Below are 25,697 nucleotides of genomic sequence, written 5' to 3'. Positions count from 1 at the left end.
CATGAAGAAAGTTTATTTGATGGTACTTGTTGCAGGTTGTTTTTTATTGAACTCCTGCGGCGGCGTTAAAAATCTATTTACAGCACAGGATGCAGAAAATGCCATACGTGAAATGTTATCCATCGGCACAACAAGTGGTGGAAATTTATTGGGCAAAAAAGGAATGATATCAAAGGAAACCCTGATGAGCGCTTTATTTCCTGAAGAATTAAAACCCGTGCTTAATACGCTGGAAACTTTAGGCCTGAGCAAAGAAGTAAGCCGCTTTACCACAACATTAGGTACAGCAGCAGAACAAACTGCAGAAAAATCAGTGCCCATATTTTTATCTGGTATTAAAAGAATGAATATAAAAGATGCCGTTGGTATTGTAAAAAACGGTGGTACAGCTGCTACAGATTATTTACGCAAAACAATTGGCGATACATTGCGTAACGCCATTACACCGGTAATGAACGGTGCATTAAACGAGTATAAATTAACCGGCGAATGGAATAAGGTGATTGCACCGGCACAATTATTTGCAGGCGATAAACTGAACCTTAACCTGGGAAATTTAATGAGCGGATTGGTAGCTAATTTAATGTTTAATAAAATTGCAGAAAAAGAAACCGAAGTACGAACAAATGCACAGGCAAGAACAAGTAGTTTATTACAAAAAGTATTTGCAGCAACAGTAAAAAATTAAGGTCGGATAATTTTTATAAAAAAACCGGAAGCTGATTTTCTTCCGGTTTTTTTTATTTACAGATCTTCGTAATGATACAAGGGGTCAATTGCGGAGCCCGGCGTCATTTCCATTACAGGTTTTATGATACCGTCTTTTAATCCATATACCCATCCGTGCAGGTGAGGGCCATTTTCATATTTCCACGCCCTTTGTATGATGGAGGTTTGTGCTAAATGGCTTACCTGTTCTTTCACATTCAATTCAACCAGCCTGTCGGTTCTTAATTCTTCATCGCCAATGGCGTTTAATTCGTCTTTATAAACATGATAAACGTCTTTGATATTTCTTAACCACATATTTAAAACGGGCTTAAAATCCTGGTTACCCATTGCTGCTTTAATACCACCACAGCCATAGTGGCCGCAAACAATCACATGTTTTACTTTTAAATAGTTAACAGCGTAATCCAATACACTTAAAAGATTTACATCGGTATGCACCACCATATTGGCAATGTTACGGTGTACAAAAATTTCGCCGGGCTGAGTGCCGGTAATTTTATCTGCAGGTACACGGCTGTCGCTACAGCCTATCCATAAAAATTCAGGTGTTTGTATTGCAGATAATCGTTTAAAAAAGTCCGGGTTTTCTTCATTCATTTCCTGGGCCCAGGCTTTATTTTCTAATAATAATTTTTCGTATGTGTTCATAGTTAAACTGCTTTTAATGGTTGGTTGAATAATAAATGTACTGCTTTATACTGACTGGCTTTTATTTCTACCCTGATGTTTTTTAAATGCGCATGTGTCATAAAATTATTTACTTCTTCTATTACATCTTTGTCAATAAAATCTGCCCGGGTGGCATCAATCAATACAAAAGCGTTTTCCGGAACTTCTTCCAGTTTTCTTTTAATAATGGGTTTGTTTAAAAAGGATACGTCTTTTCTCAGGCGGAATAAAAATTTATTCTCATCATGTACCACTAAAACCGAAGACCTGAAATTACTGCGTATCATATAAAATAAGCCTACTGCAATTCCTATAAGAATTCCCTTTAACAGGTCTGTCATTAATATAGCTGCTATAGTTACCACAAAAGGAACAAACTGATCCCATCCTTTCTGGTAAAAATTTTTAAACAACGATACCTTGGCCAGTTTATACCCTGTAAAAATAAGTATAGCCGCTAATGCTGCCAACGGAATTTTATTCAGGATAAAAGGAATGAACATGACGCATAATAACATAAACGCACCATGCAGTATTGCAGAAAGTTTTGTTTTTGCGCCTGCATTTACGTTGGCCGAACTTCTTACCACCACAGAAGTAAGCGGCAGCCCTCCAATTAAACCAGAAACAATATTGCCAATACCCTGTGCCTTTAATTCCCTGTTAGGCGGAGTTACCCTTTTCAGCGGATCTAATTTATCCACAGCCTCAATACCCAGCAAGGTTTCTAAACTGGCAACAATGGCCAGGGTTACTGCTGTTATCCAAACATCGGCATTGCGTAAATGTTCAATTTTAGGGAAGGTAAAAAATTGAAAAAACTCATTCATTGAACCTGCAACCGGAAGTGCTACCAGGTGTTTTATCTCCAAAGCATAATCGGGTTGATACACTTTAAAGATTTCATTGATAGCAGTACCTGCCAATACCACAATTAAAGGCCCCGGAATTACCGCCAGCCATTTTTGTGCTTTAATAAATTTTTGTTCCCACAGAAATAATAATAAAAGGGCAACAAGGCCGATAACAGCTGCCGATGGCGTGATATAATTAAAGGCACTCAGTAATCCTGAAAAGGTATTTTCCTTATCAGGTTGTTCAAAGCTTTCATCGCCGCCAAAGTTGGCATCATAGCCTACCAGGTGCGGAAATTGCTTTAAGATCAATATCAACCCGATAGCCGCCAGCATGCCTTTAATAACCGAGTTAGGAATATAATCACCAATAACACCGGCCTTAATAAAACCCAGTATCAGCTGAATAATACCGGCAATTACAACCGCCAGTAAAAAGGCTTCAAACACCTGTAGTTTTAAAATGGCGGCAGCCACAATAGTGGTAAGCCCTGCAGCAGGCCCGCTTACACTTAAGTGCGAACCACTTACAATGCCAATTACAATACCACCTACAACACCGGCAATAATACCCGAAAATAAAGGCGCACCGGAACCTAATGCAATACCAAGGCAAAGCGGTAATGCCACAAGTAATACTACAATTGATGCAGAAAGATCGGCAGTTATATTTTGAAAAATACGTTTCATTTTTTGGTTTAAGTTTATACAACACCGCCTGCCGCTACTGGTTACCGGTATTGCAAAGCAATAAATTGCAGATGCAATAACTACAGTAATAGCAAGCGGTGAAGAGTTCTGTAAATAATAGAAAAATAAATTTCTCCTGTAAAGAGAAAAAACAGCTTAAAAACTAAGCCTCGTTGGGTGGTGGGGTAAGAATTTCTGCGTTGTAAAGCGAGGGAAGCGTATCTGAAAAATGAAAAAATGCCTGTTTATTTAGAATGATGAATTCAGAAACAGCCATATCAAAATCATGCAACAACTTATCTTCATCCAGCTGGCGAAAGTTTTTGGTAGCGCCCTTGGCACCATCTGCCAGCTCTTCAGTAACCTGATTGTCAATAAAAAAATACCTGATCACTTGCCGTACAGGTAATAATTGTATGGCCAGCACCAGTATTAAAAAAATAGTTATAACTTTTTTTGCTTTCATCCGAAGCGGTAAAGATACACTAAGAAAATTAAAGCAAAAAACAATAGGATTGTAAACCAGTTAATGTTTTGTAAACATACATCATGGGTTAATACTGCCAAAGCTGACCTGCAGCCCATTGCAGGCTGAAGGCTGCTTTATTATATTTTACCACTGTTTCGGTTAGTTTAATACGGGTTTCCAGCGTTTTATTTTCCCTGCTGTTGATTAAAAACAAAGAACTTTCCCCGTTTAAAAACCTCGTTTCTTCTGCACGTTGCAGGTGCAAATAATTGGTATATGTTTTTTGTAAAAGGTTTACCTGTATTTTATAGTTCACCAGGTGGTTGTAATAATTTTTTATTTTAGTGATAATGGTAATTTCTTTCTGGTTTTTTTGCAGAACCGATTCAGTAATTTTTAGTTTCGCCATTTTGTATTCACTTCTGCCCTGACTTAACCTGAGCGGTACACTAAAACTAATACCAAATTTATAGTTGTTATCAAATAAAGATTTGCCGGTTGCCGAAATAAAATCAAATCCTTTGCCCAGGTAATTGTATTTAATATCTGCCTTTGGCAACAACTCCTGGAATTTTAATTTTTTTTCTACCTCTAAAGCTTTCAGTTTAAAGTTATACAATCTTAATTCGGGATGCATGGCTACTGCATTAGCAATAATTTTTTCCTTTTCCGGAAAAATAACAATATCAAAAAGATCTTCCAGTTTTTTATCGGGCGTTACCCCCTCAGGTAATTCGTATGGGTTGTTATTTTCTCTCCATAAAAATGCATTGAGCTGCTGGGTGGTGTTTTGCCAGTTTAACCATGCTTCGTTTTGCAGGTATTCAAAGTTTTGTAATTGTGATAATGCTTCAATAGTGTCTATTGCCGGCCTTTCGCCAAGCCGGAAAGCTGTGACCACCAGTTCCATTCTTTTTTTGTTAAGCTCCGTTACGGCCGAATAGGATTGATACACAAAAAAGGCTTGCGCCCATTGCCAGTAAGCATCTGCGGCATCGTACATTAAATCATTCAGCATCATCCGCTGTTCTTCTTCCGAAGCTTTTACCATTATTTTTGCCTGCAACAATGCTGACCTTCTTTTATCCATCAGTAAGTTTTTTGCAAGCGGAATGCTAATACCGCTAAAACTTGTTTTACCAGTGGTAGCTGTGGGGTCGGTTCTGGTACCACCAAGGTATTCCATACCGGCATTTAGTTCAATACCATACCACGCCGGGATAACCAGCTGGGTGGAATTGGACTGGTAATAATTGATACCGTCAAAGGTTTTATTGCCGGCGTTGCCAAGCAAAAGCGGGTCAAATGCGCCTTTGGAGCCCAGCAATACCGAGCCGGCTTTTTCTTTTTGTATGGCGGCAAGTTTTGCCATTGGATGATATTTTTTTACCACCTGCAGGTAATTGCCAGGCGACAATGTTTTTAAAGAATCATTAGCCTTTGCCATATGTAAAAAAAATAATGCTATAATTGCGATCAACAAACATTTCATGTTATTTTATTTTTTCATTTTCTAAACCTGCCTTATAAAAATCCTGTGGAAATCCGTTGACGTTTCTCCACAATTCATACCATACCGGAACATTTTTTAGCATTGCCATACCTTGTGCACCTGCACCAATCTTCAGGTTTAAAGGCCACCGCTTTTTTTCTGAAGTGTCTTCTTTTATTAATACCCTGAATTTGCCATTAGAACTTACAGCATTTTCAACAGCCACCACTTCGCCACCAAATGTGCCAAACGATGAGTTGGGCCAGCCGCTAAATACCACCGCAGGAAAACCATCAAACACAAATCTTATTTTTTGTTGTGCAGAAATAAGCGGAAGGTCCATCGGCTCCACATAAAGCTCTACGGCAAATTCGATATTATCAGGTACTATCTCTACCAGCATCTCGCCGTCTTTAATGATTTCGCCAATACCTGCTTTTTTGGCTTTTGTAATCTGGCCCGCTTGTGGTGCCGTGATGTAATACATACCATTGCGGATATTGTAATTACTATATTGGTTTTGCAATTTTGCAACATCTCCTTCGCCACCGGCAATTTGCGATAGGGATTGAAATTGATCGCCCTGTGCCTTGGATAGTTTTTCAGTAAAATCCTGGTTAATGGCATCCATTTCTATTGAAGCAATAACCAGCTCCTGGCGGGTACTGCCAATTTTATTTTCAGCACTTATTTTTTTTGCCAGTGCATTTTGAAAAGTCTGATTGCGTTGTTCCAATTGGGTTAGCGATACAAGGCCGCTGTCGTACAAAGCCTTTTGCCGTTTAAATTGTTGCGATGCTATTAAATAGTCGTTGCTGGCCGCAATATTTTCCATGCTGTCTGTTTGTAATTTCAATTGTAATTGCCGGATCTTGTTTTGCAGCTGCGTTTGTTTTAATACCCGGTTATTGCTTAAAGCATTCATTTGTGTTTGCGCTGCGGTGGCTTTGTTTTTATAATACACCACACTCTGCTCTTTGGCACTTAACTGTTCAGCAGTACGCTTTACCAGTTCGGGGTCCATGTACTCTTCTTTTATCTCGGATATTTGCAAAATGGTATCGCCTTTTTTTACAAAGTCCCCTTCCTTTACATACCATCGTACAATTTTACCCGGTATTATGCTATTGAGTTCCTGAGGCCGTTGTTCCTGTTTTAAAGTAGTTATTTTTCCGTGGGCCCTGATGTTTTGTGTCCACGGCAAAAAAAGGATGATCAGCAGCGATGCAATAAATCCTGCCGCCCAGTATTTGATATGACTGGTTTTATTGTGCCGGTAAATGTTGGAATAAGCGTTTAATGTTTTCATTGAATTTTTTTTGTAGAGTTGTTATTTACTTGAAAAGCCATCATTTTTTAATTCGATGATTTTATCACAGGCTTTTGCAAAAGCCTCATCTTTGGTAATTACAACAAGTGTGGAATCGACCATTTCTTCAAGTAATAATTGTTTTATTTGCTGCTGATATTTTTCTTCCAGCCCTGCCCAGGGTTCTTCCAGCAGTAACAATTTGGGGTTGTTGATTAAAGCCCTTGCCAGTAAGATCTTTTTTACCACATGGCCGGGCAGCTTTCTGCCGGCGGCAGATAGTGGCGTATCAAAACCATTTTTTAATGTGCTGATATATTGTGTTAACCCGGTTTTATTGCAGAGTAATAATACCTCTTCAATATTCACATCATCCAGGCCCATACAAATGTTTTCTAAAAGTGTGCCTTCAAAAATATCCTGCTGGCTGATGATGACACCCGTTTGCTGCCTGATCGATTGCAGGTTGTAATTGGTAATAGGAATGTTATTGAGTAATATTGCCCCGGTAAAGTCCTGGTAGCTGCCGGCAATTAAACGAAGCAAAGTAGATTTACCGGCGCCATCATCGCCCCTGATGCAAACCTTTTGGCCGGCACCGGCCGTAAATGATATATTATTCAGTGCCGGCAAAGCCGAGCCCGGATAAGTAAAGCTTACGTTTTGAACCGAAATGGCCGGTCCCTTTTCGGCAGCAGGTAAAATAATACTGCCGGTGCTTTCAATTTCTTTGTCAGTAATTTTTTCAATTTTTTCTACTGATGTTAGTATATCATATACACTATCTAAATTGCCGATCAGCTTTTCTACCGAACTGATCACTGTTAGTATCACAATTTCAGAAGCAATAAACTGCCCTACATTCAATTGCTGATCCAGCAGCAAAAATGTACCCACTACCAGCATAGCAGAAGTAACCAGTGTTTTAAAACCTATTAATGTTTTAAACTGCAGCTCCAGTATTTTAAAATGGCTGGTTCTTGCTTTTAAATATTCACTTACAGGCGCATCAACTTTTTGTAAAACAAAATCGGGCGACTTGGAAAACTTTACCGAGCGTATTGTCCGGGCCATTTCCTGGAGCCAGTTTGCGGTTTGGTATTTGTAATTACTTTCTTCAATACTGGTTTGTAACCCTTTGCTTCCCGAGAAATAAAGAATGCCTGAAATAACCAATAAAAGCAACAAGCCAAAAGCAATAAAAACGGGATGATAGAAGGACAACAATAGCAGCCCGAAAATAATTTGTATGATTGCCAATGGAAAATCGAGCAATAATTTGGCTAGGCTTTTTTGCAGGTTGGGGATATCAAAAAAACGGTTGAGCAATTCAGGAAGATAATAATTATCTACGGCACTTAATTGTATCTGCGGAATTTGCCTGGCAATATCAAATGAATAACGAACAAATATTTTTTGCTGTATTTTTTCGATGAGCTGCATTTGCTTTATTTGCAAAACACCTGCAGTAAAAACACTTACTACAATCAAAATAATCAATACAATTATTGAAGCCGATGCGGTATTGGTTTGTGCAAAACCAACCAGCGATTGAATGCCAACTGGTATGGCCAATAAAATAAGGCCGTTTAAAATGGCATAAAAGTAAACAGCTGAAATTTCTTTGCGCTCCAGTTTTACAAGGTTTAAAATCCTTGCAACGGGGCCGGGTGATCCGGTCATATGGATAAACATTTAAAAAGTAAAATAATACGGGTGTACCGGCCCTGTCGGGGCCTGGTGTATAATTTGCCAGAAGGCATAAAGGTTAAGCCAGATCGGGAGGTGGTGTTTCTACAATGTGCAGTAATGTAACTATGCAGGGGGCAGGATGAAGATGCGTAACCTGGCCATTACCTTCAATAAAAAATACCATGGGGGTAAAGCTAAAAAGATCTTTTACTTTTTCTTTTTTGCAAGCATCATCTTTGCTATCATCCGTATCAGCCATGCAAATGTGTTGTTTTTCGCAAAGCAGTTCTTTAACAGGCAGTACGTAAATACTGGTAATCAAAATTAAAAATATGGATAACACGATTCTCATACCGGGTGCAAATAAAAGAAAGCTACAGGCAAATTCACCATTGGCTTTGTAAAAAATTTGTAAAAAGAAAACGGCTGTTTATGATAAACAGCCGTTAGTACAATGTATAGTTAAACAAACTAGATATTCAGTCCCCCGCAGGCACTTATCGTTTGCCCGGTAACATAGCTGCTTAAATCACTCGCTAAAAATAAAGTAACGTTGGCAATATCTTCGGCAGTGGCAAAGCGGCCCAAAGGAATGCCCGCCTTGTATTTATCTGCAGCTTCGCCTTCTTTTAAGTAACTCGTCATATCGGTTTCTACAAAACCGGGAGCAATAGCATTGCAGCGAATATTGCGGCTGCCCAGCTCTTTAGCCACACTTTTTGTAAAACCAATTACACCGGCTTTGCTGGCAGCATAGCTGCTTTGGCCTGCATTGCCCATTTCGCCAATGATACTGCTCATATTAATGATAGAACCACTTCTTGCTTTCATCATTGGCTTTATTACCTGCTTGGTCATATAAAAAACACTGTTCAGGTTTACTTTAATTACTTCTTCAAATTGTTCGGGGCTCATGCGCAACAGCAAATTATCTTTACTGATGCCGGCATTGTTAACACAAATATCAACAGCGCCAAATTCTTTTAATACATCAGCTACAAAAATTTCGCAGGCAGCAAAATCGCTGGCATTGCTTTGGTAAGATTTAGCTTTTACGCCCAATGCCACCAGTTTTTCTTGTAACACTTTAGCTTTTTCAGCACTGCTGTCGCTTACGTAAGTGAACGCCACATTAGCACCATGTTCTGCAAATTTTAATGCAATTGCTTCGCCAATACCACGTGCAGCACCGGTTACTATGGCTGTTTTTCCTTCGAGTAATTTCATAGTTTTAGTTTATAAAAATAACATAATTGAAAAATACAATAACATCTTGTACAGGTCTACAATGATGAACATATAAAGACCTAAAAATAACACAGATTTTGTTATCGTCCACCACCAATTTTGATTATAAAACCTTTTTACTGCATTTACAATAACAAAAAGCAACAACGAAGTTTGAATAATAAAAAAAGCGCTCAGGTCATTATCAGCAAAAAAATTTGCTGCCGGGGAATAAATTGCGGTAGCAATAGTATCAAGCAAAGGCACTATTAAAAACTGTATGCAAATAAGAACAGCATTTAATTCCACTGCTAAAACAAAGTGGTCGAAAAATAATTTTCTTCTTTTAAAAAACAATAACCATAGCACAAATGCCGATAACGGGAGCAGGATGAGCAGGAAGGGCTTGGCAAATTTTTCTGACCTGGTATTGTAATGTTCAGCCAATTCATTGCCGCTGATCTTTAATGCGTCAATCTTGCTTTTTGCAACAGGTAAAGCATAAGCAGAATATTTGTTTTCTTTATTTACATAAGTTGAAAATGGCATATTCAATCCCTGGAATTTTGGGAATATTAAGTAAAGCACCACAACTACTAAAAAAAGAGAAAGCGGTTTAAAATATTTTTTTCTGATGCCGTTGCAATAGTCAAGAGAAAGCTTGCCGGGTTTTGTAATTATTGTTTTTAGAGTGGTAAAGAATTTTCCATCAAAATGGGTAATAAAATGAAACCCTTCTTCAAAAAAATGCCCTATTTTTTTATCATGATCGGTGTAAATTTTTTCACCACAATTGCTACAGTACCGGCCGGAGAGTTGTTGGTTGCAATTTTTACAGCTGGTGATATTTTCCATTATTAAATTTAGGAATTCATTTTTAATATTTCATCTATCAATGTCCTTTCGTTGCTGAGTCGTGGCACTTTATGCTGCCCGCCCAGTTTCCCTTTGCTCTTCAGCCATTCATTAAAACTTCCTTTGGGTAATATATGCACTATGGGCAGTCGCAAGGCAATATCTTTATACCGCTTGGCTTCGTAGTCGCTGTTGATATCTTTTAAAGCATTATCCAGTTCGTATGTAAAAGCAGTAATATTGTCGGGTACTTTTTCAAACTCTATCAGCCATTCGTGAGCGCCGTTGTTATTATCGCTGAAGTAAACCGGTGCGGCAGTATAGTCACTTACCTGTGCGTTGGTTTTTTCGCAGGCCCTGGCAATGGCTTTGTCCGTATTATCTACAATCACTTCTTCGCCAAAAGCATTCATATAATGTTTCAGCCTGCCACTCACTTTTATTTTATAGGGATTGATGGAAGTAAAAATAACTGTGTCGCCAATTAAATAGCGCCACAAACCACCGGTGGTACTGATGACTAAAGCATAATTTTTATTCAGCTCCACATCTTTTAAACCTACCGTAACAGGCTTTTCATTCCCGTATTCTTCCACCGGCATGAACTCATAAAAAATGCCATGCTCTGTAAATAACAACAAACCATCATCATCTGGCTTTACCTGGCCGGCAATAAAACCTTCGCTGGCATTATATATTTCCAGGTAGTTTATTTTTTCGCCAATGATCTTATCAAACTGTTCTTTATAGGGTACAAAAGAAACACCGCCATTAATATACAATTCAAGATTGGGCCATACTTCTTTAATGGTTTGCTTATTCTTTATTTGCAGAATGCGTTTCAATAAAATCAAGGTCCAGGTTGGTACGCCTGCCAGGGAAGTTACATTTTCTTCGGCTGTTATTTGTGCCAGTTGTTCAATCTTATTTTCCCATTCGTCTAACAAGGCAACACTTAATTCGGGGGTGCGTATCCACTGGCCCCAGAAAGGAGAGTTTTGCATCAGTACTGCACTCAGGTCACCTATCTGAATTTCTTCGTTTACTTTACTCAGCTGATGAGAGCCGCCAATTACCAGGCTTTTACCAGTAAGCAGGTCGCTGCTGGGAAAATTATTGTAATAATTGGTGAGTACATCTTTACTGGCTTTAAAATGATTATCAGCAAGGCTTTCGTCGCTTACCGGTATAAATTTGCTTTTATCACTGGTGGTGCCCGAAGATTTGGCAAACCATTTTACAGGTGTGTTCCATAAAAGATTATCCTCCCCGGCCATCATGCGGTTGATGTAGGGCTTAATATCATCATATTCCTGTATGGGAATATTTTTTTTAAATTCTTTAAGGGTAAACAGTTTTGCAAAATGATACTTTCTGCCAAACTCCGTGTATTGCCCGGCCGTAACCAGGTCTTGTAATACCTGCCGCTGTGCAGCCACCGGGTGATTGCTCCAGTTTTGAATACGCCAAAAACGGTTGCGGGCAAGCCTGGAAATTATGGGGGAGAGAAGTTTCATTCAAAAGCAAAATACAAAAAGCAAATCAAAAACAACTTTATTATTCAGGTGATATTAAATCATCCAATGACGGGTTCTCCACAATGTTCTTGCTTTTTGTAAGTAGCACTTTTGTGTCATCAAATATATCGGCCAGTTCGGATAGGCTGCTCAAAAAAGGAGTAAGCACAGCAGGCAATAAATTACCGGCAACAATATCCATAGTTGAAAGCTTTACTTTTTCAGGAATTTTCTTGTCTTCTATTTTCCCGGCTAACAGTGACAGGTTTTTTAAACTATTATCGGCAGCAAAGCGTTTTAATGCAAAAGTTGTTTCTTCAAAAGAAGCACCAAAATCTTTCAGGTCGTTAAATAATAAATAATCTGTTTTGCTCTCATTAAATAAGTGCATGCTTTTTCTGAAAAAATCTATTTTCTCAATAGCATAATCTAAAAGTGAAGCTAATCTTGCAGATGATATATCCTGTTGCGCATTTGCAGCTTCATCATGCAGGTAATCTTTTCGCTTCAATTCAAAATTTCTGCCCAGGTACCTTATTCTCACCTGTTCATTGGCGGCCAGTTCTTCAGCTGTTCCCTGTGTAAATATTTTTCCGTCAATTAAAAGATAAGCCCTGTCGCAGATAGATAAAGTTTCCGTTACATTATGATCTGTAATAAGGATGCCGATATTTTTATATTTCAGTTTGGCAATAATGGCCTGTATATCTTCTACGGCAATAGGGTCCACACCTGCAAAAGGTTCATCCAGTAAAATAAATTTAGGGTCCACAGCCAGTGCCCGGGCAATTTCTGTACGTCGCCTCTCGCCACCACTTAAAGTATCACCATTATTCTTACGTACCCGTTGCAAACGGAATTCATCCAGTAAACTTTCCAGTTTTTCTTTTTGTTCTGCTTTGCTCAACCTGGTCATTTCCAGTACGGCGCTGATATTATCTTCCACACTCAACTTTCTGAAAACACTGGCTTCCTGCGGTAAATACCCGATACCCATTTGCGCCCTTTTATACATGGGCAGTTTGGTAATATTAATATCGTTTAAAAATACTTCGCCTTCGTCGGGTTTTACCAAACCCACCACCTGGTAAAACGACGTGGTTTTACCGGCACCATTGGGGCCCAGTAAACCAACGATCTCTCCCTGTTTTACATTAAAGGAAACATTATTTACCACAGTGCGGCTGCCGTAAATTTTTACCAGGTTCTTTGTTTGTATAGTTAAACTCAAAAAAAATATTTGCTACAAAAATAAGCGATTCATGTAATTACATTTTTTAAATTATCATTCTTAACAGTTTATTGCCCATTTTTTATTTTATCATACATAAGCCTTAAAAGCGTACTATTGTGATAACACATGCTGCATCCTAAAATTCCGTTGTTACTCCTGCTCTGTTTTGCATGTGGCAGAATGGTTACGGCGCAGCCTGCACCGGCAATAAGGTTTGAAAAAGTAAATGGCCTTTCGCAAAATACGGTGTACTCCATCATGAAGGATAAGCAGGGCTTTATGTGGATAGCCACGGCCGATGGATTGAACCGGTTTGATGGTGTGGAAATGAAAATTTATAAACCTGCTCCGGAAAAGAAAAATGGCCGGTTAAGAGGAAGAACAATACGTACCATTATACTGGAAGATGATAAAGAGCAGTTATGGTTTTCCACAGAATTGGCCGTTTTTAACTTCAATAAAAAAAGCAATTTTTTTACCGAGTATTCTTTTGGGAAAAAAAATGGTAAGGTTATAGGTCTCATGTCTGAACCTGTTTTACAGGAAGGCTGCCATATCTGGTTTGCCAACAGCAGCTATGGTATTGTTGAATTTGATACCGAAACCAAAGCAATTACAAGACATGAGTTGACAGACAGCAGCGGCAAGGCTTTTATGATACAAACAACCGGTGTATATGATAAAAAAAACAGGTTGTGGTTTGCCGGCAATAAAGGGCTTTTTGCTTTTAATATCAGGCAAAAAAAATGGCAGCAGTTTTTACCGGGCAAACACCTGTACAAAATAACTTTATGTGCAGACACTGTTTATGCCAGCTCAGGCGGGGAGGTCTATTTTATCAGTACAAGTAATCAACAATGTGGAAGCTTAGGATTTGATAACGCCAACAATACTATAGATAACATTGTAACAAGGGCATTGTATACCGACAGGCATCAAAATATATGGGCAGGTGATGAAAAAGGTAATGTGTATTGCAAAGCAAAAACCGAAACTGTTTTTAGGTGGAAGGGAAATATCAACGGAAAAAAAACAAATGAAACAACTTACCCTGTATATTGCTTTTATGAAGATGAACAGGGAACACTGTGGGTTGGTGCCGATGTGCTGGGGCTGTTAAGGGCCACCATTTCTTCTGCCGGATTCAGTACGTATCCGGTAACTGCCGAAAAGAAAAAAGCAGCTAATTTTTTTGTTACCAGTATTTATGAGGACGAAAATGATAAAGTGTTGTTGGGCACTTTTCAAATGGGTTTGCTGCAACTGGATAAAAAAACAGGCACTGCTGTACCGGTTCTGTTACCCGGCATTGCAACAAAGCCTGCTGCAGAAAATATTGTTAGCCTTATAAAAAAAGACAATGACCAAAACACCTGGATAGGAGCTGCGGGAGCTTTATTTGTAAAAGAGCAGGCGGCAGGATCCTTTACAGCATTGCAAATTCCTATGCCGCCAAACACATTGGCATCTGGTATTGTAGCCACCGCAATAACAAAATATAAAAATGGCTGGCTGTTGGGCACATCTTTAGGATTGTACTTGGTTATTAAAAATAAAAATAGCTATGTATTTACCTATATGCAGGAAACCGGTCAGTCTAAAATTTCAACAATGTGGGTTGATGACAATGATGGGATATGGATAGGTTTTGAAAGTTCGGGTTTGTTTTTTGCAAAAGACCTTGACCATTTAAGAGAAAGCTCCACAATGTTTTCAGAATCGGGGGTTAAATCTTTTTTTTACGATAAAGAATACCAGCTACTTTGGGTAGCTACGCAAAGCGGATTTATTGCGTATCATTTACCCACCGGTAAAAACAGAATTTTTAATGAGGCAGATGGTTTGGGTAACAGTTATGTTTATGGTGCCTTAAAAAATGGTGCTACACTATGGTTAAGTACCAACAGGGGATTATCTAAAGCGATAGTAAGTTTTAAAAAAGGCGATGTACTGCCACAATTAACCTTCACTAATTTTACCAGCAACGATGGCTTGCCCGATGATGAATTTAATACCGGGGCATTTTACAAAGGTAACAGCAATACTTTTTACTTTGGTACTATTAAGGGTGTGGTATGGTTTAACCCGGATGCCATAAAGCCTAACAGATACCTGCCCGAAATGGTAATGACGGAAATACTGGTAAATGGTGAAATTGCAGATAGCAACGTTGCTGCTGAATATCTTCACAACATAATATTGCCTTATAACAAAAACAGCCTCTTCTTCCGCTTTCGCGGGTTAGAGTATAGCAATGCCGTCAAAGTAAATTACGCTTATCAATTAAGTGGATGGGATAAAGATTGGGTGCTTAGCGGAACATTGAATGAAGTACGGTATAACAATCTTCCGCCGGGTAATTATTTTTTTAAGGTAAAAGCTGCAAACGCATCAGGTATCTGGAATGAAATAGTTTATACAATACAGGTAATAATACATCCGCCATTCTGGAAAACCTGGTGGTTCTATTTATTCGAAGTATTACTGGCTACGGGAGTAATTATCATTATCACCAAAACAATAGCCACCCGTAAATTAAAAACTGAAATTGAAAAATTAGAACGGCAGAAAGCGTTGGAAGAAGAGCGGCATCGCATATCGCAGGAAATGCATGATGATATTGGCGCCGGGCTTACACAAATTTCTCTCATCAGCGAAGCGGCAAAAGACCATTCCAGGTCAGGTACAGAGATTAAATCGGAGCTGGATGATATTTCTTCTACCTCAAGGCAGCTGGTAGATAATATTGGTGAAATAATATGGGCCCTAAACCCTCAACATGATACATTGGATAAACTGCTGGCACATTTGAGGGAACAACTGAATAAACTTTTGGAATATACAGCTATTGATTATAGTATTCATTTTCCGGTAAATACACCGTCGATAAAACTGAATGATAAGCAACGGAGAAATATTTTATTGGTTACAAAAGAAATCGTTCATAATGCGCTTAAGCACAGTAAGGCAGAGTCACTAACTGTAACTGCAACACTTAAAGGTAGCCGGTTACAGTTTATTGTAGCAGATTACGGAACGGGATTTGATAAAGCTGTAGCATATAAAGGTAATGGCCTTAAAAATATACGCCGGCGTATAGAAGAACTGCAGGGCAATTTAGTAATAGAAAGCGAGACTGGGAGCGGAACTGTATTTACTTATTCTTTTATGCTTTAACCATACTACTATTTTAATATTGTTGTACTTAAAAAAAATACAAATATTTACCGCATGCTCAGATCAATTGCTGTAATAGAAGATGATGAAAAGATACGCACTTACTTAGTAAAGCAGATGCGGCTGAATATGGAAGTAGAAGATATTTTTGAATTCAGTAATGGAGAAGCGGCTGTAAAAGAATTGTCATCAAATCCGGTAGAAATTGCATTATTCGATGTGCAGCTACCCGGCATTGATGGTATTGAATGCATCCGTAAACTTAAACTCATCCATCCCCGGATGCAGTTTATGGTATTAACAGTATACGATAATGCCGATACTATTTTTAAAGCATTACGGGCTGGTGCCAATAGTTATATTTTAAAGAATACACCTTCCGAAAGAGTGATAGAATCTATACAGGAATTGTATAATGGCGGTTCGCCTATCAGCAGCGAAATTGCAAGAAAGGTAATTGATGCTTTTCAACTTAAAGAAAATGGCAATGGCTATTTTCAGCACCTGAGTAAAAGAGAACAGGAAATGCTGGAACAACTTTCTCATGGTTTTCGCTATAAAGAAATTGCAGATAATCTTTTCATTAGTACCGAAACGGTACGTACTCATATCCGTAACATTTACGAAAAGCTCCAGGTAAACTCCAGGGTGGAAGCTTTAAAAAAGACAGGCTTACTGTAACACAAAGCCAAAGCATAAACGCACTACTACTTTTTTCACATTCATTGCCCGGTGCATCTTTGTTAGCTTGCCTCAGGTTAACAAGCTAATTATTATACACCCTTTACTATTAAACTTTTTTTTATGAAAAAAAATCTTTTATTACTGCTGGTTGTCTTTTCAGCACTTTCCTGTAAAAAAAACGAAGATACCGGCACACCCGCCACCGGCGATTTTAAAACAGGCACGGCATGGGTGTATAAATACACTACGTATAATGCAGCAGGAACTATTCTTACTACATCAAATATCACCCTTACTATTACAGGGCAGCAAACCATTGGCGGCGAAACCTGGTGGGTGGCTACCGGCGGCGGTTCCCCATCTTATATCCGCAAAACTGCATTGGGTTACTATACTATACAAAATAGTGTATCGCAACTGCAGTTTAAAGTACCTGCCATTATAAACGATACGTGGAGGGTTACCTATAGCAATACAGCCGGAGATTACAGCGATTTTAAAGTAATAGCTATAAATCAAAGTGTAACTGTGCCAATGGGTGCCATCAGCTGTTATTATGCCGAAGGCTACGATAGTAACAGCCTGGAAGATAAGGTATGGTATAATGATGCTGATATGCTGGTAAAGCAACTGGAATATGACCAAACAGGTACAGGGGCGCTATATGTAAATTTTTCTCTTGAATTGGTGAGTTTTACACCTTAAAATGCTTTCTTCTGCTGAGTTAAAAGCCCTTTATTAAAAAAGGGCTTTTTGTTTTACGGACCTGCTGATGTAAATTTACTGACAGGCATCTCATATTATCTCCGGTAAAACACTTCATACATGACATTACTTAAACCCTTTAACAGGATAAAAACTGTATTACTTTTATTGCTGACGGGTTTTTTATGCAGCTCATGCCAAAAGGAAGTGAATGGATTAATAGATGGCGGTGGCAGTGTTATACCGGTTAAGCAAAAACCTAAAGTAGGCACGGTATGGACCTACCATTATTACACTTACAATACTCCCGGTGCAGGCGGGGGCATTAAAACCTCCATCATATTAACATTAAAAGCAAAAAGTGAAGATGTTTTAGGAGGAGAAAAATGGCTCAACATTGTGGATGTGGCAACCGACACCACCGTTTTTTTATTGAATGAAAAGCCAGGAGGATTATATCAATACACCAACAATAAATCTTATTTGCTTTGTAAAGATCCGGCTGCAGTAAATGATACTTACAATACTTTTAATAATGGATCTGCAGAGGATTTTACAGTAAAACTGGTAAAAGATACATTGCCCACCGGTATAGGAGATATACCTGTAAACTATTATGAGGGTGTTAAACTTACCTACCTTGTTGACCAGGTATGGTACAATGAATATGCATGGATAGTAAGAAAACAATATTTTATATCAAAACCAGGCATTGGCACCTGGGTTTATTACCGCTTCAGCACCTTATTTCTTGATAAAATTGAATATTGATCTTTCCCTTCACAACTTTCTTTTACCATTACTGTTTTGATAATGTTGCCAGCTTACTTATGTTTGCACATTAATTGAAATAAATGAAAGTAATAGATCATATCAGCGGAGCAAAAGGTACTTTAATATCATTTGAAATTCTCCCTCCTTTAAAAGGAAAAGGTATACAATCCCTGTATAAACATTTAGATCCCCTGATGGAATTTAAACCATCTTTTATAAATGTTACCTACCACCGCAGTGAACATGTTTTTAAAAAAAATGCAGATGGCAGTTTTCAAAAAGTAGTGGTGCGTAAACGTCCCGGTACCGAAAGTATTTGTGCGGCTATTATGAATAAATACAGCGTAGATACAGTACCGCATTTAATTTGCGGGGGGTTTAATATCAGCGATACCGAGGATGCTCTAATCAACCTGAATTACCTTGGAATTGATAATGTACTGGTGCTGCGTGGGGATGCTGCCAAAAATGAAGCCGCATTTGCTCCCGAACCCGGCGGTCATATTTACGCCAGCGACCTGCTGAAACAGGTTGTGGATTTAAATGCCGGTATTTACCAGGAAGAAGAATTGAAAAACACCAGCCAGACAAAATTTTGTATCGGCGTTGCAGGATACCCTGAGAAACATTTTGAAGCACCAAACATGGATAGCGACCTGCAATATTTAAAGAAAAAAGTAGACATGGGTGCTGATTATATCGTAACGCAAATGTTTTTTGATAATGAAAAATATTATGCATTTGTAAAATCCTGCAGAGACATTGGTATCACTGTTCCGATAATACCGGGTTTAAAACCGATCTATAATAAGAAGCAACTTACCATGTTGCCTAAAGTATTTCATATTGATTTACCTGCAGCGCTCAGCAACGAAGTAGCAAAATGCAAAACGGATGAAGAAGTGGAAAAAGTGGGAACAGAATGGTTACTGTATCAATCAAAAGAGTTAAAAAGTTTTGGTGTACCGGTATTGCATTATTATACTTTGGGCCGGCCAAATATTATTGCTGATGTAGTAAAAGAATTGGTTTGATAAATTACAGCATTTCATAAAAACAGAATGGCCGCTGAATCAGCGGCCATTCTGTTTTAGTATACCCTCAACTATTTATTTACCTAAAGGAATACCCACAGAAAAACTTAATGTGCGGTATTTATTTTTATCGTTAGCGGTGTTATTACTTTCGGTAGAATTTATTTTAGCCAGGCCAAAACCATAATTTACTTTCAGTAATAAATGTTCCAGCTTAAAGCCGCCGCCAATATTAAGGCCATAATCAAAACGTTTCAGTTTATCATACGCCGCATCATCCTGTTGAGAGGTGAACGGATCATCATTACTGAATTTAATAGACGCACTTGATGATGATGTTAAAGGTCCGAATTTAGAATCGGTTTTTGATTTACCCCCAACGCCTACGGCAATATACGGCCCTGCATTAAAAAATATGCCCGAAGTTTTTTCAAGAGGCACAGTTACCACCAGGTTCAATGGCAACTCTACATACAATGGATTAAAGGTTGATTTTACATAATCACTACCACCATTAAAATATGTTTCGGCTTTTGAACCATGACCGGTTAACAATAAACCAGTTTCAAGGTCTACAGTTTTAGATAAACCAAACCTGCCCATAAAACCGGCATTAAAAGTGGCCAGCAAATTATTTTTTTCTGTGTGGCCGTCATTGGTTTTGGTGATGTTGGCAAGGTTTAATCCGCCCTGGGCGTAAAACAACTGTGCATTGGCGTTGGCACAAATAAACAACACTGCCATACCGGTAAGTACTTTCTTCATTTTCTTAAGTTTAGATTAAATTAAAAACATTTATAAAGCTGTATAGACGCAAAAAGCCTGCCATTGGATTCTTTTGGCAGGCTTTTTTTCTGTAATAGTATTGTCATTATTTCAATAAAGACTGAAAAACAGTCTCATCTACCTTAACAGGATATTTATTTTTTAATTCCTCCATCCACTTTTCTTCCAATATGCTTTGATAGTCGTTGATCACTAATCCCCTCGCTTCTTCAAATGTGCGTTGCTCATTGGCAGGATGCAGTTTTAAAATTTTAATGAAACTTGCAGTACCGTCAGATGGATTAACATTAACAGGGGTTATCATTCCGGCTGTTGCTTTTACACCATCAGCAAATGCAATTTGTACTAATTCATACCGGCCCGAATCTGCCTGTAAAGTATTATTACTTTCTTCTGCAATTTTTTTCCAGTACCTGCCTTGCTTTAATGCATCAAGTGTGGCATCGGCAACTTTTTTAGTATTACAACTAAAAATGATTACATCTGCGCTGGCACCCCATTGGTATTTATTTTTATGTGCATTATAATAGTTTACCAAACCGGTGGTGTCGTTGGCGGCACTGCTCCATACTTTTCTTTCCATTACCTCAAATAATAAATTGCCTTCTTTAAACTCTTCCATCTGGTAGCGGAATTCAGGGTTATACTCTTCTAAATTATTTTTATAATATTCCACTGATTTTAAAGTAACAAATTTATCAAGCAATGCGGCATTGCTTTCGCCTTTATAAATTTCAGGGTTGGTTTTATATTCTCTTATAAAACTTAACCAATCACTTCCTTTAATATTGCCTTTGGCCGAACTGTAAATCACTTTACTGCTTACCGGAAATTCCCTGGCGCCGTTTAATGCAGGATTGGCCACCACGCTATCAGCATAGCGAAACAGGTCAGCATCTTTCACTGCGGTATTTTTTTTATACCCTACCAGCTTAACTACAGATTTTGTAAATAATTCTTTAGCCGAATTCACCCTGCTGTCCTGCAATACCTTTTGTTTTATTTCATACATGTAGGCGGCATCGCTTTTATTAGTTTGTACAGGCTGAACACTTATTCTTTTTACAATGTGAAACCCGTATTGAGTAGGGAACGGCCTTGATACTTCTCCGTCTTTAGCCAGTTTAAATACTTCCTGTTCAAAAGGCATTTCATATTTTCCCACGGTAAACTCCGGCATAAGGCCACCAGACATATAGGTGAGCTTATCATCGCTGTATTGCTTGGCCAGTTCTCCAAAATCTTCACCCGCTTTTATTTTTAAATATACCGAATCGGCTTTTTGCTGGGCTATCCTGGTATTTGCCGCTGCATCACCACCGGGAGGCGTTGCTATCATTATTTGTGCAATTCTCCACCTGCCCACACCTTTTCGTTCATCAACAACCTTAAAAATATGTAGCCCGTTTTTTGAGCGGTAGGCTTTACTTGCCTCCCCGTTTTTTAAAGCATAAATAATATTTTCATATTCGTAGGGAACAGAAAAAGCAGTGATATAACCAATATCGGCAGTCTTTACATTTACAGTTACATATTTTGAAGAGATATCTGCTGCCAGTTTTTCGTATTCTTTTTTGCCCCCCTGCAGGCCTGTATACACTTCCTGCATAGCCTTAACCACTTTTAAAGAATCTTCAGCAGCCGGCTTTTCAGGCAGCGCAGCAAAAAAATGAATTACATGAAGGTCTTTTTGCGAACGTATAAACGCTTCTTCTATCAATCCATTCAAAGCATCATCGTTATTCAGGTAGGTTTCATCAATCTGGGTACGAAAATTTTGCAGGTCGCTGGTCAGCTGCTGCAAGGTGTCCAGTTTCATATCCTGTGCAGCTTTTACCTTCAACTTAAACTTAGAGTAAAGATCAAGATATTCCCTCAGTGCTTTTTCTTTATCGTCGGTGGCGCTTTTATTTTTGTTGTAAGCCCTTAAAAATTCTTCTTTGGTTACGGCAGTACCGCCATAAGTAAAAAGAGTTTGGGAAAATAACAAAGAAGCATTAAACGCAAAAGCCGAGAGCAATAAAATTCTTTTCATCAGTAGTTACTTTTTTTAAGGTTTGGTTTTCCATTTTACTTCAAGCAGGTCGTTGAGCTGAAATATGGTAAGCTTTTTACCAATGATATGTTTGTCTTTGTCTAATAAATATAAAGTGGGAGTTAGGGTAATATCATACAATTGCCTGAAGCTTGGCTTTTGTGCAGCATAATCAGCATCTTCCATGGCCTTGGTTTTATACACGTGTGTCCACTCACCCAGCTTATGCTCGTTAATAAATTTTTCCCATTCCGGCTTTGCATTTTCTTTATCATCGGGAGTAAGCACACCATAAATTTTTACATTATGATTTTTCCAGCTGGCATGGTAAATAGAATCCAAACGGGGCACTTCTTCTTTACAATGCCCGCAGTTAGGGTCCCAGAAACAAATTACCGTATAGTCTGCATTTACCTCATAAAGGGGCGCAGGTTTACCACTGCTGTCAATCATTTCCAGGTTAGCAGCTTTTTCACCAATTAAATTTGCCATCAGCATATATGCCCTTCTGCTGATAGATTCCATTTGTTTTTCGTTGAGCCAGTTACTTACGCCCTGGCTATGGTATTTTTCAAACAGGTGAACAAATACTGCATCCTGCCCCATGTATTTAGGATTGATATATTCATCCGTTACCCAGTTCAATAAAAATTTAAACATTTCTGGATTGCTTCTCGCCAGCAATAACTTGTAATCAACGTCTTTAATAATACTATCAGCCGATTGTGGCACCACTTCCTGGTAATAACGCTCCAGTCTTTTTAAAAAGAAAGGTGTGCGGATGATCCTTTCATCCATAAAAGTTACCCCATCCCAGTAATGGGTTTTATAAAAATTATAATTTTTCAGGCTGTCTTCTCTTGTTTGCGGCATAAGGATAGGTACCGCAGGTTCTTTCATGGCTTTCAGCAAAACTGCCATCATAGAACCGGGTTGATTTTTAACGATGCCTTCCCTGTAGGTATTTAATTCGCCATTGTACAAATTGTAAGTTACCTCGTGCTGTAAAGAATCCAGTTTATTGGTAGATGTGATGTAAGCTTTTCTTTCATCTTCCAGTTGTTTGCCTTTTTTAGCAACATATTTCTGGTACTGTACGTACAACACATTCTCTTTTGAGCCGGTTACAATGGTCTTATTGAGAAGATCGGTGGTATCCGTCTTTACATTGATCCTTTGCTCTTTATCAATTAAAAAATCAGTTCTTAAGCGTTTACCGGGCAATACAATCACATAAATACCACCGGGCAACTTTTTGTTGCCTTTAAATATGGCAGTTCCGGTATTACTCATAGCGGCAGAATCGGCCACATTTAAATTAGGCCCCATATAATAGGTAAGGTAAGCAATGCCACTTTTAAACTGCGGTGCCTGCAAAGTAATCTGATAGCCCTGGGCCATAACACGGCCTCCGGCAACAATTGCAACAAGAAAAAGGATATATTTTTTCATACTTATTTTAAGGATAGCAAATGTATTTAAAATCGCTGACTAATGTACCACCAGCCCCTAAGGCCAGTTTTAACAATTACAAATCGTTAACAAACCAATAATGACGATTAATAAGGTATTTTTGCTGCCGTGAAAAAAGAAAAAAAGAAAATCATACTCGAAAATGTTTTAGTTACCGATTATGCGGCAGAAGGAAAGGCGTTGGCCAGGCAGGATGGTAAAGTGATCTTTATTTCCGGTGCCGTGCCGGGAGATGTGGCTGATATATTCCTTACCAAAAACAAAAAAGACTGGGCCGAAGGCAGGGTACAGCAAATAAAAGAATATTCAAAAGAAAGGGTGGAACCGTTTTGCCGGCACTTTGGTGTTTGCGGCGGTTGCAAATGGCAGATGTTGCCTTATGCAAAGCAATTGCAGTATAAACAGCAGGAAGCCGAGCAGAATTTAAGACGTATCGGAAAAGTGGCATTGCCCGAAATGCTGCCCATTATTGGAGCAGATGATGATAAACACTACCGCAATAAACTTGAATTTACCTTCAGCAATAAAAGATACCTGTTGCCTGGCGAAATGGATGATAAAAATATTGTTCAGGCGGAGGAAGATTCAGAAGATGAAAATATTTTACCGGTTACAACATCTGAAACTCCACCTGTAACGGGTTGGGGTGCCGGTGCCCTGGGTTTTCATGTACCCCGCCTGTTTGATAAAATCATTGATATCAGCGAGTGTTATTTAATGGAGGATGTGAATAATACTATCCGTAATACCACCAGGGCATTTGCTTTGGAAAACGGGTATTCTTTTTATGATATCAGGCAGCACACGGGGTGGTTACGCAATATTGTTATCCGCAACTGTACCACGGGAGAACTGATGGTAAATATGGTATTGAATTATGAAGATGAAACCGCAAGAAAAAACCTGCTGGACCACCTGTTGCAACAAGTGCCGTCGATAACTACGTTATTATACACCATCAATCCAAAATGGAACGATAGTATTTACGACCTTACGCCGCAGGTATATTCCGGAAAAGGGTTTGCATTGGAAAAACTGGAGGATTTTACCTTTAAAATTTCGCCCAAATCATTTTTTCAAACCAATACGAGGCAGGCAGAAAAACTATATACCGTTACAAGGGATTTTGCAGGCTTAACCGGTAATGAAGTGGTGTATGATCTGTATTGTGGTACAGGTAGCATTGGCATTTTTGTAAGTAAGCTGGCTAAAAAAATTATCGGGGTAGAAGTAATTGAAGAAGCTATTGAAGATGCCAAAGAAAATGCGGCTTTAAACAATATCACCCATGCCGAATTTTTTGCAGGCGATGTAATTAAGATATGTAATGACGATTTTTTTACAACGCACGGCAAACCGGATGTGATCATCACCGATCCGCCACGGGCTGGTATGCACGACAAACTGGTAACTAAACTTTTAGAGATTGCGGCCACTAAAATTGTTTATGTAAGCTGTAATACGGCTACCCAGGCAAGGGATATTGCCTTGCTGGGCGAAAAATACACGGTGGAAAGAATTCAACCGGTAGATATGTTTCCGCATACCCACCATATTGAATGTGTGGCACTGCTGCAATTAAAATAATTTTTTTACAATTAACTTTACAAAATGGCTTATAATAATTCGGGTAACAGTATTCAACGCATACCACCGGTAGTGTTGAATTTATTAATTATTAATATTTTGGTTTGGCTTGCCCAGTTAGCACTTGACAAATCAACGGAGCATCCGTTTTGGCTTACTGAAAAAATTGCGCTGTTTTCTTTTAATACCGGTGAATTTAAACCTTACCAGTTAGTTACTTACATGTTCGCTCATTCTTCCTATGATATTTCCGGTGGTGTGGTTTTCTCTCACATTCTTTTTAATATGTACGCTTTATGGATGTTTGGTACTGCACTAGAAAGAGTTTGGGGGCCAAAAAGATTTTTGATCTTCTATTTGATCTGTGGATTGGCAGCAGGCGTTACACAACTGTTTTTATCAAATGGAATAGCTGTAGGGGCATCCGGAGCAATAATGGGTTTGTTAGCTGGGTTTGGTTATTTGTTTCCTAATACAGAGTTTTTTATTATCCCGGTTCCCTTTCCCATAAAAGCAAAATACATGGTAGCAATTTATGCAGCTATAGACCTCTTTGGTGGGTTTCATCCCGGTGGTGCCGATAATGTAGCACATTATGCACATCTTGGCGGCTTAGTAATGGGTTTTATACTGGTCATCATCTGGAATAAAACAAATAAAAAAACGTTCTACTAACTCTTAACAATCTTTTGTTATAATTGT

General features: G+C 38.6%; 22 protein-coding genes. 8 read left to right on the top strand and 14 right to left on the bottom strand.

Translation table 11 applies throughout. From position 1 onward, the window contains the following. Position 1 precedes the first annotated feature (1 nt). Complete coding sequence (locus tag ACYVM0_RS26125) at positions 2 to 688, top strand: DUF4197 domain-containing protein (protein ID WP_460562264.1); 687 nt, start codon at positions 2 to 4, stop codon at positions 686 to 688. A gap of 56 nt (positions 689 to 744) precedes the next feature. Here the strand turns inward: ACYVM0_RS26125 and ACYVM0_RS26120 are convergent, their stop codons facing one another. The 11 genes from ACYVM0_RS26120 to lptB all read right to left on the bottom strand — a co-directional run bounded on the left by ACYVM0_RS26120 (position 745) and on the right by lptB (position 12,737). Beyond that, a complete protein-coding gene (locus ACYVM0_RS26120) occupies positions 745 to 1,380 on the bottom strand; it encodes a carbonic anhydrase (RefSeq protein WP_460562262.1) in 636 nt (211 codons plus the stop codon). 2 nt (positions 1,381 to 1,382) lie between these two features. Next, positions 1,383 to 2,945, bottom strand: a complete 1,563-nt coding sequence (locus ACYVM0_RS26115; protein ID WP_460562260.1) for a SulP family inorganic anion transporter — start codon at positions 2,943 to 2,945, stop codon at positions 1,383 to 1,385. 163 nt (positions 2,946 to 3,108) lie between these two features. Then, a complete protein-coding gene (locus ACYVM0_RS26110; RefSeq protein WP_460562258.1) occupies positions 3,109 to 3,411 on the bottom strand; it encodes a hypothetical protein in 303 nt (100 codons plus the stop codon). An 88-nt stretch (positions 3,412 to 3,499) separates the two neighbouring features. Next, the gene (locus ACYVM0_RS26105; RefSeq protein WP_460562256.1) at positions 3,500 to 4,861 is read right to left on the bottom strand and encodes a TolC family protein; all 1,362 of its coding nucleotides are present in this window, start codon (positions 4,859 to 4,861) and stop codon (positions 3,500 to 3,502) included. 46 nt (positions 4,862 to 4,907) lie between these two features. Then, complete coding sequence (locus ACYVM0_RS26100) at positions 4,908 to 6,215, bottom strand: HlyD family secretion protein (protein WP_460562254.1); 1,308 nt, start codon at positions 6,213 to 6,215, stop codon at positions 4,908 to 4,910. 21 nt (positions 6,216 to 6,236) lie between these two features. Further along, positions 6,237 to 7,898 carry a peptidase domain-containing ABC transporter gene (locus ACYVM0_RS26095; protein WP_460562252.1) on the bottom strand — a complete coding sequence of 554 codons (1,662 nt, stop codon included), beginning with the start codon at positions 7,896 to 7,898 and terminating at the stop codon, positions 6,237 to 6,239. A gap of 85 nt (positions 7,899 to 7,983) precedes the next feature. After that, positions 7,984 to 8,166, bottom strand: coding sequence for a hypothetical protein (locus tag ACYVM0_RS26090; RefSeq protein WP_460562250.1), 183 nt, complete (start codon positions 8,164 to 8,166; stop codon positions 7,984 to 7,986). Positions 8,167 to 8,378: 212 nt separating this feature from the next. Beyond that, positions 8,379 to 9,134: a beta-ketoacyl-ACP reductase gene (fabG, locus tag ACYVM0_RS26085; RefSeq protein WP_460562248.1), complete on the bottom strand. Its 756-nt coding sequence runs from the start codon at positions 9,132 to 9,134 to the stop codon at positions 8,379 to 8,381. 9 nt (positions 9,135 to 9,143) lie between these two features. Further along, positions 9,144 to 9,989, bottom strand: a complete 846-nt coding sequence (locus tag ACYVM0_RS26080; RefSeq protein WP_460562246.1) for a DUF3667 domain-containing protein — start codon at positions 9,987 to 9,989, stop codon at positions 9,144 to 9,146. Between the two features lie 8 nt (positions 9,990 to 9,997). After that, on the bottom strand, positions 9,998 to 11,506 hold the full coding sequence (locus ACYVM0_RS26075; protein ID WP_460562244.1) for a GH3 auxin-responsive promoter family protein: 1,509 nt from the start codon (positions 11,504 to 11,506) through the stop codon (positions 9,998 to 10,000). Positions 11,507 to 11,546: 40 nt separating this feature from the next. After that, positions 11,547 to 12,737: an LPS export ABC transporter ATP-binding protein gene (lptB, locus tag ACYVM0_RS26070; RefSeq protein WP_460562243.1), complete on the bottom strand. Its 1,191-nt coding sequence runs from the start codon at positions 12,735 to 12,737 to the stop codon at positions 11,547 to 11,549. Between the two features lie 129 nt (positions 12,738 to 12,866). Here lptB and ACYVM0_RS26065 point away from each other — a divergent pair, with 129 nt between their 5' ends. From ACYVM0_RS26065 to metF, 5 genes are all read left to right on the top strand, one after another. Continuing rightward, positions 12,867 to 15,917: a ligand-binding sensor domain-containing protein gene (locus tag ACYVM0_RS26065; RefSeq protein WP_460562241.1), complete on the top strand. Its 3,051-nt coding sequence runs from the start codon at positions 12,867 to 12,869 to the stop codon at positions 15,915 to 15,917. 54 nt (positions 15,918 to 15,971) lie between these two features. Beyond that, positions 15,972 to 16,598 (top strand): response regulator, encoded by a 627-nt coding sequence (locus ACYVM0_RS26060; RefSeq protein ID WP_460562239.1) that lies wholly within the window; start codon positions 15,972 to 15,974, stop codon positions 16,596 to 16,598. A gap of 123 nt (positions 16,599 to 16,721) precedes the next feature. Beyond that, complete coding sequence (locus ACYVM0_RS26055) at positions 16,722 to 17,306, top strand: hypothetical protein (RefSeq protein WP_460562237.1); 585 nt, start codon at positions 16,722 to 16,724, stop codon at positions 17,304 to 17,306. Between the two features lie 120 nt (positions 17,307 to 17,426). Next, positions 17,427 to 18,077, top strand: coding sequence for a hypothetical protein (locus ACYVM0_RS26050; RefSeq protein WP_460562235.1), 651 nt, complete (start codon positions 17,427 to 17,429; stop codon positions 18,075 to 18,077). A gap of 83 nt (positions 18,078 to 18,160) precedes the next feature. After that, entirely contained in the window at positions 18,161 to 19,114 is a 954-nt protein-coding gene (gene metF, locus ACYVM0_RS26045; RefSeq protein WP_460562233.1) for a methylenetetrahydrofolate reductase, read from the top strand. Positions 19,115 to 19,189: 75 nt separating this feature from the next. On the opposite strand, the gene ACYVM0_RS26040 is transcribed toward metF, so the two are convergent. The 3 genes from ACYVM0_RS26040 to ACYVM0_RS26030 form a co-directional block, all read right to left on the bottom strand. Continuing rightward, positions 19,190 to 19,879, bottom strand: a complete 690-nt coding sequence (locus ACYVM0_RS26040) for a porin family protein (protein ID WP_460562230.1) — start codon at positions 19,877 to 19,879, stop codon at positions 19,190 to 19,192. Positions 19,880 to 19,985: 106 nt separating this feature from the next. Then, positions 19,986 to 21,935 (bottom strand): foldase protein PrsA, encoded by a 1,950-nt coding sequence (locus ACYVM0_RS26035; RefSeq protein ID WP_460562228.1) that lies wholly within the window; start codon positions 21,933 to 21,935, stop codon positions 19,986 to 19,988. Between the two features lie 15 nt (positions 21,936 to 21,950). Continuing rightward, entirely contained in the window at positions 21,951 to 23,387 is a 1,437-nt protein-coding gene (locus ACYVM0_RS26030; RefSeq protein ID WP_460562226.1) for a redoxin domain-containing protein, read from the bottom strand. 129 nt (positions 23,388 to 23,516) lie between these two features. Between ACYVM0_RS26030 and rlmD the strand changes: the two genes are divergently transcribed. After that, the gene (gene rlmD, locus ACYVM0_RS26025) at positions 23,517 to 24,995 is read left to right on the top strand and encodes a class I SAM-dependent RNA methyltransferase (RefSeq protein WP_460562224.1); all 1,479 of its coding nucleotides are present in this window, start codon (positions 23,517 to 23,519) and stop codon (positions 24,993 to 24,995) included. A 24-nt stretch (positions 24,996 to 25,019) separates the two neighbouring features. Continuing rightward, positions 25,020 to 25,670: a rhomboid family intramembrane serine protease gene (locus ACYVM0_RS26020; protein WP_460562222.1), complete on the top strand. Its 651-nt coding sequence runs from the start codon at positions 25,020 to 25,022 to the stop codon at positions 25,668 to 25,670. The last annotated feature ends 27 nt before the right edge of the window (positions 25,671 to 25,697 follow it).

It is taken from the genome of Ferruginibacter profundus (genome assembly GCF_054783275.1).
This window is presented reverse-complemented; position numbering and strand designations above follow the sequence as displayed.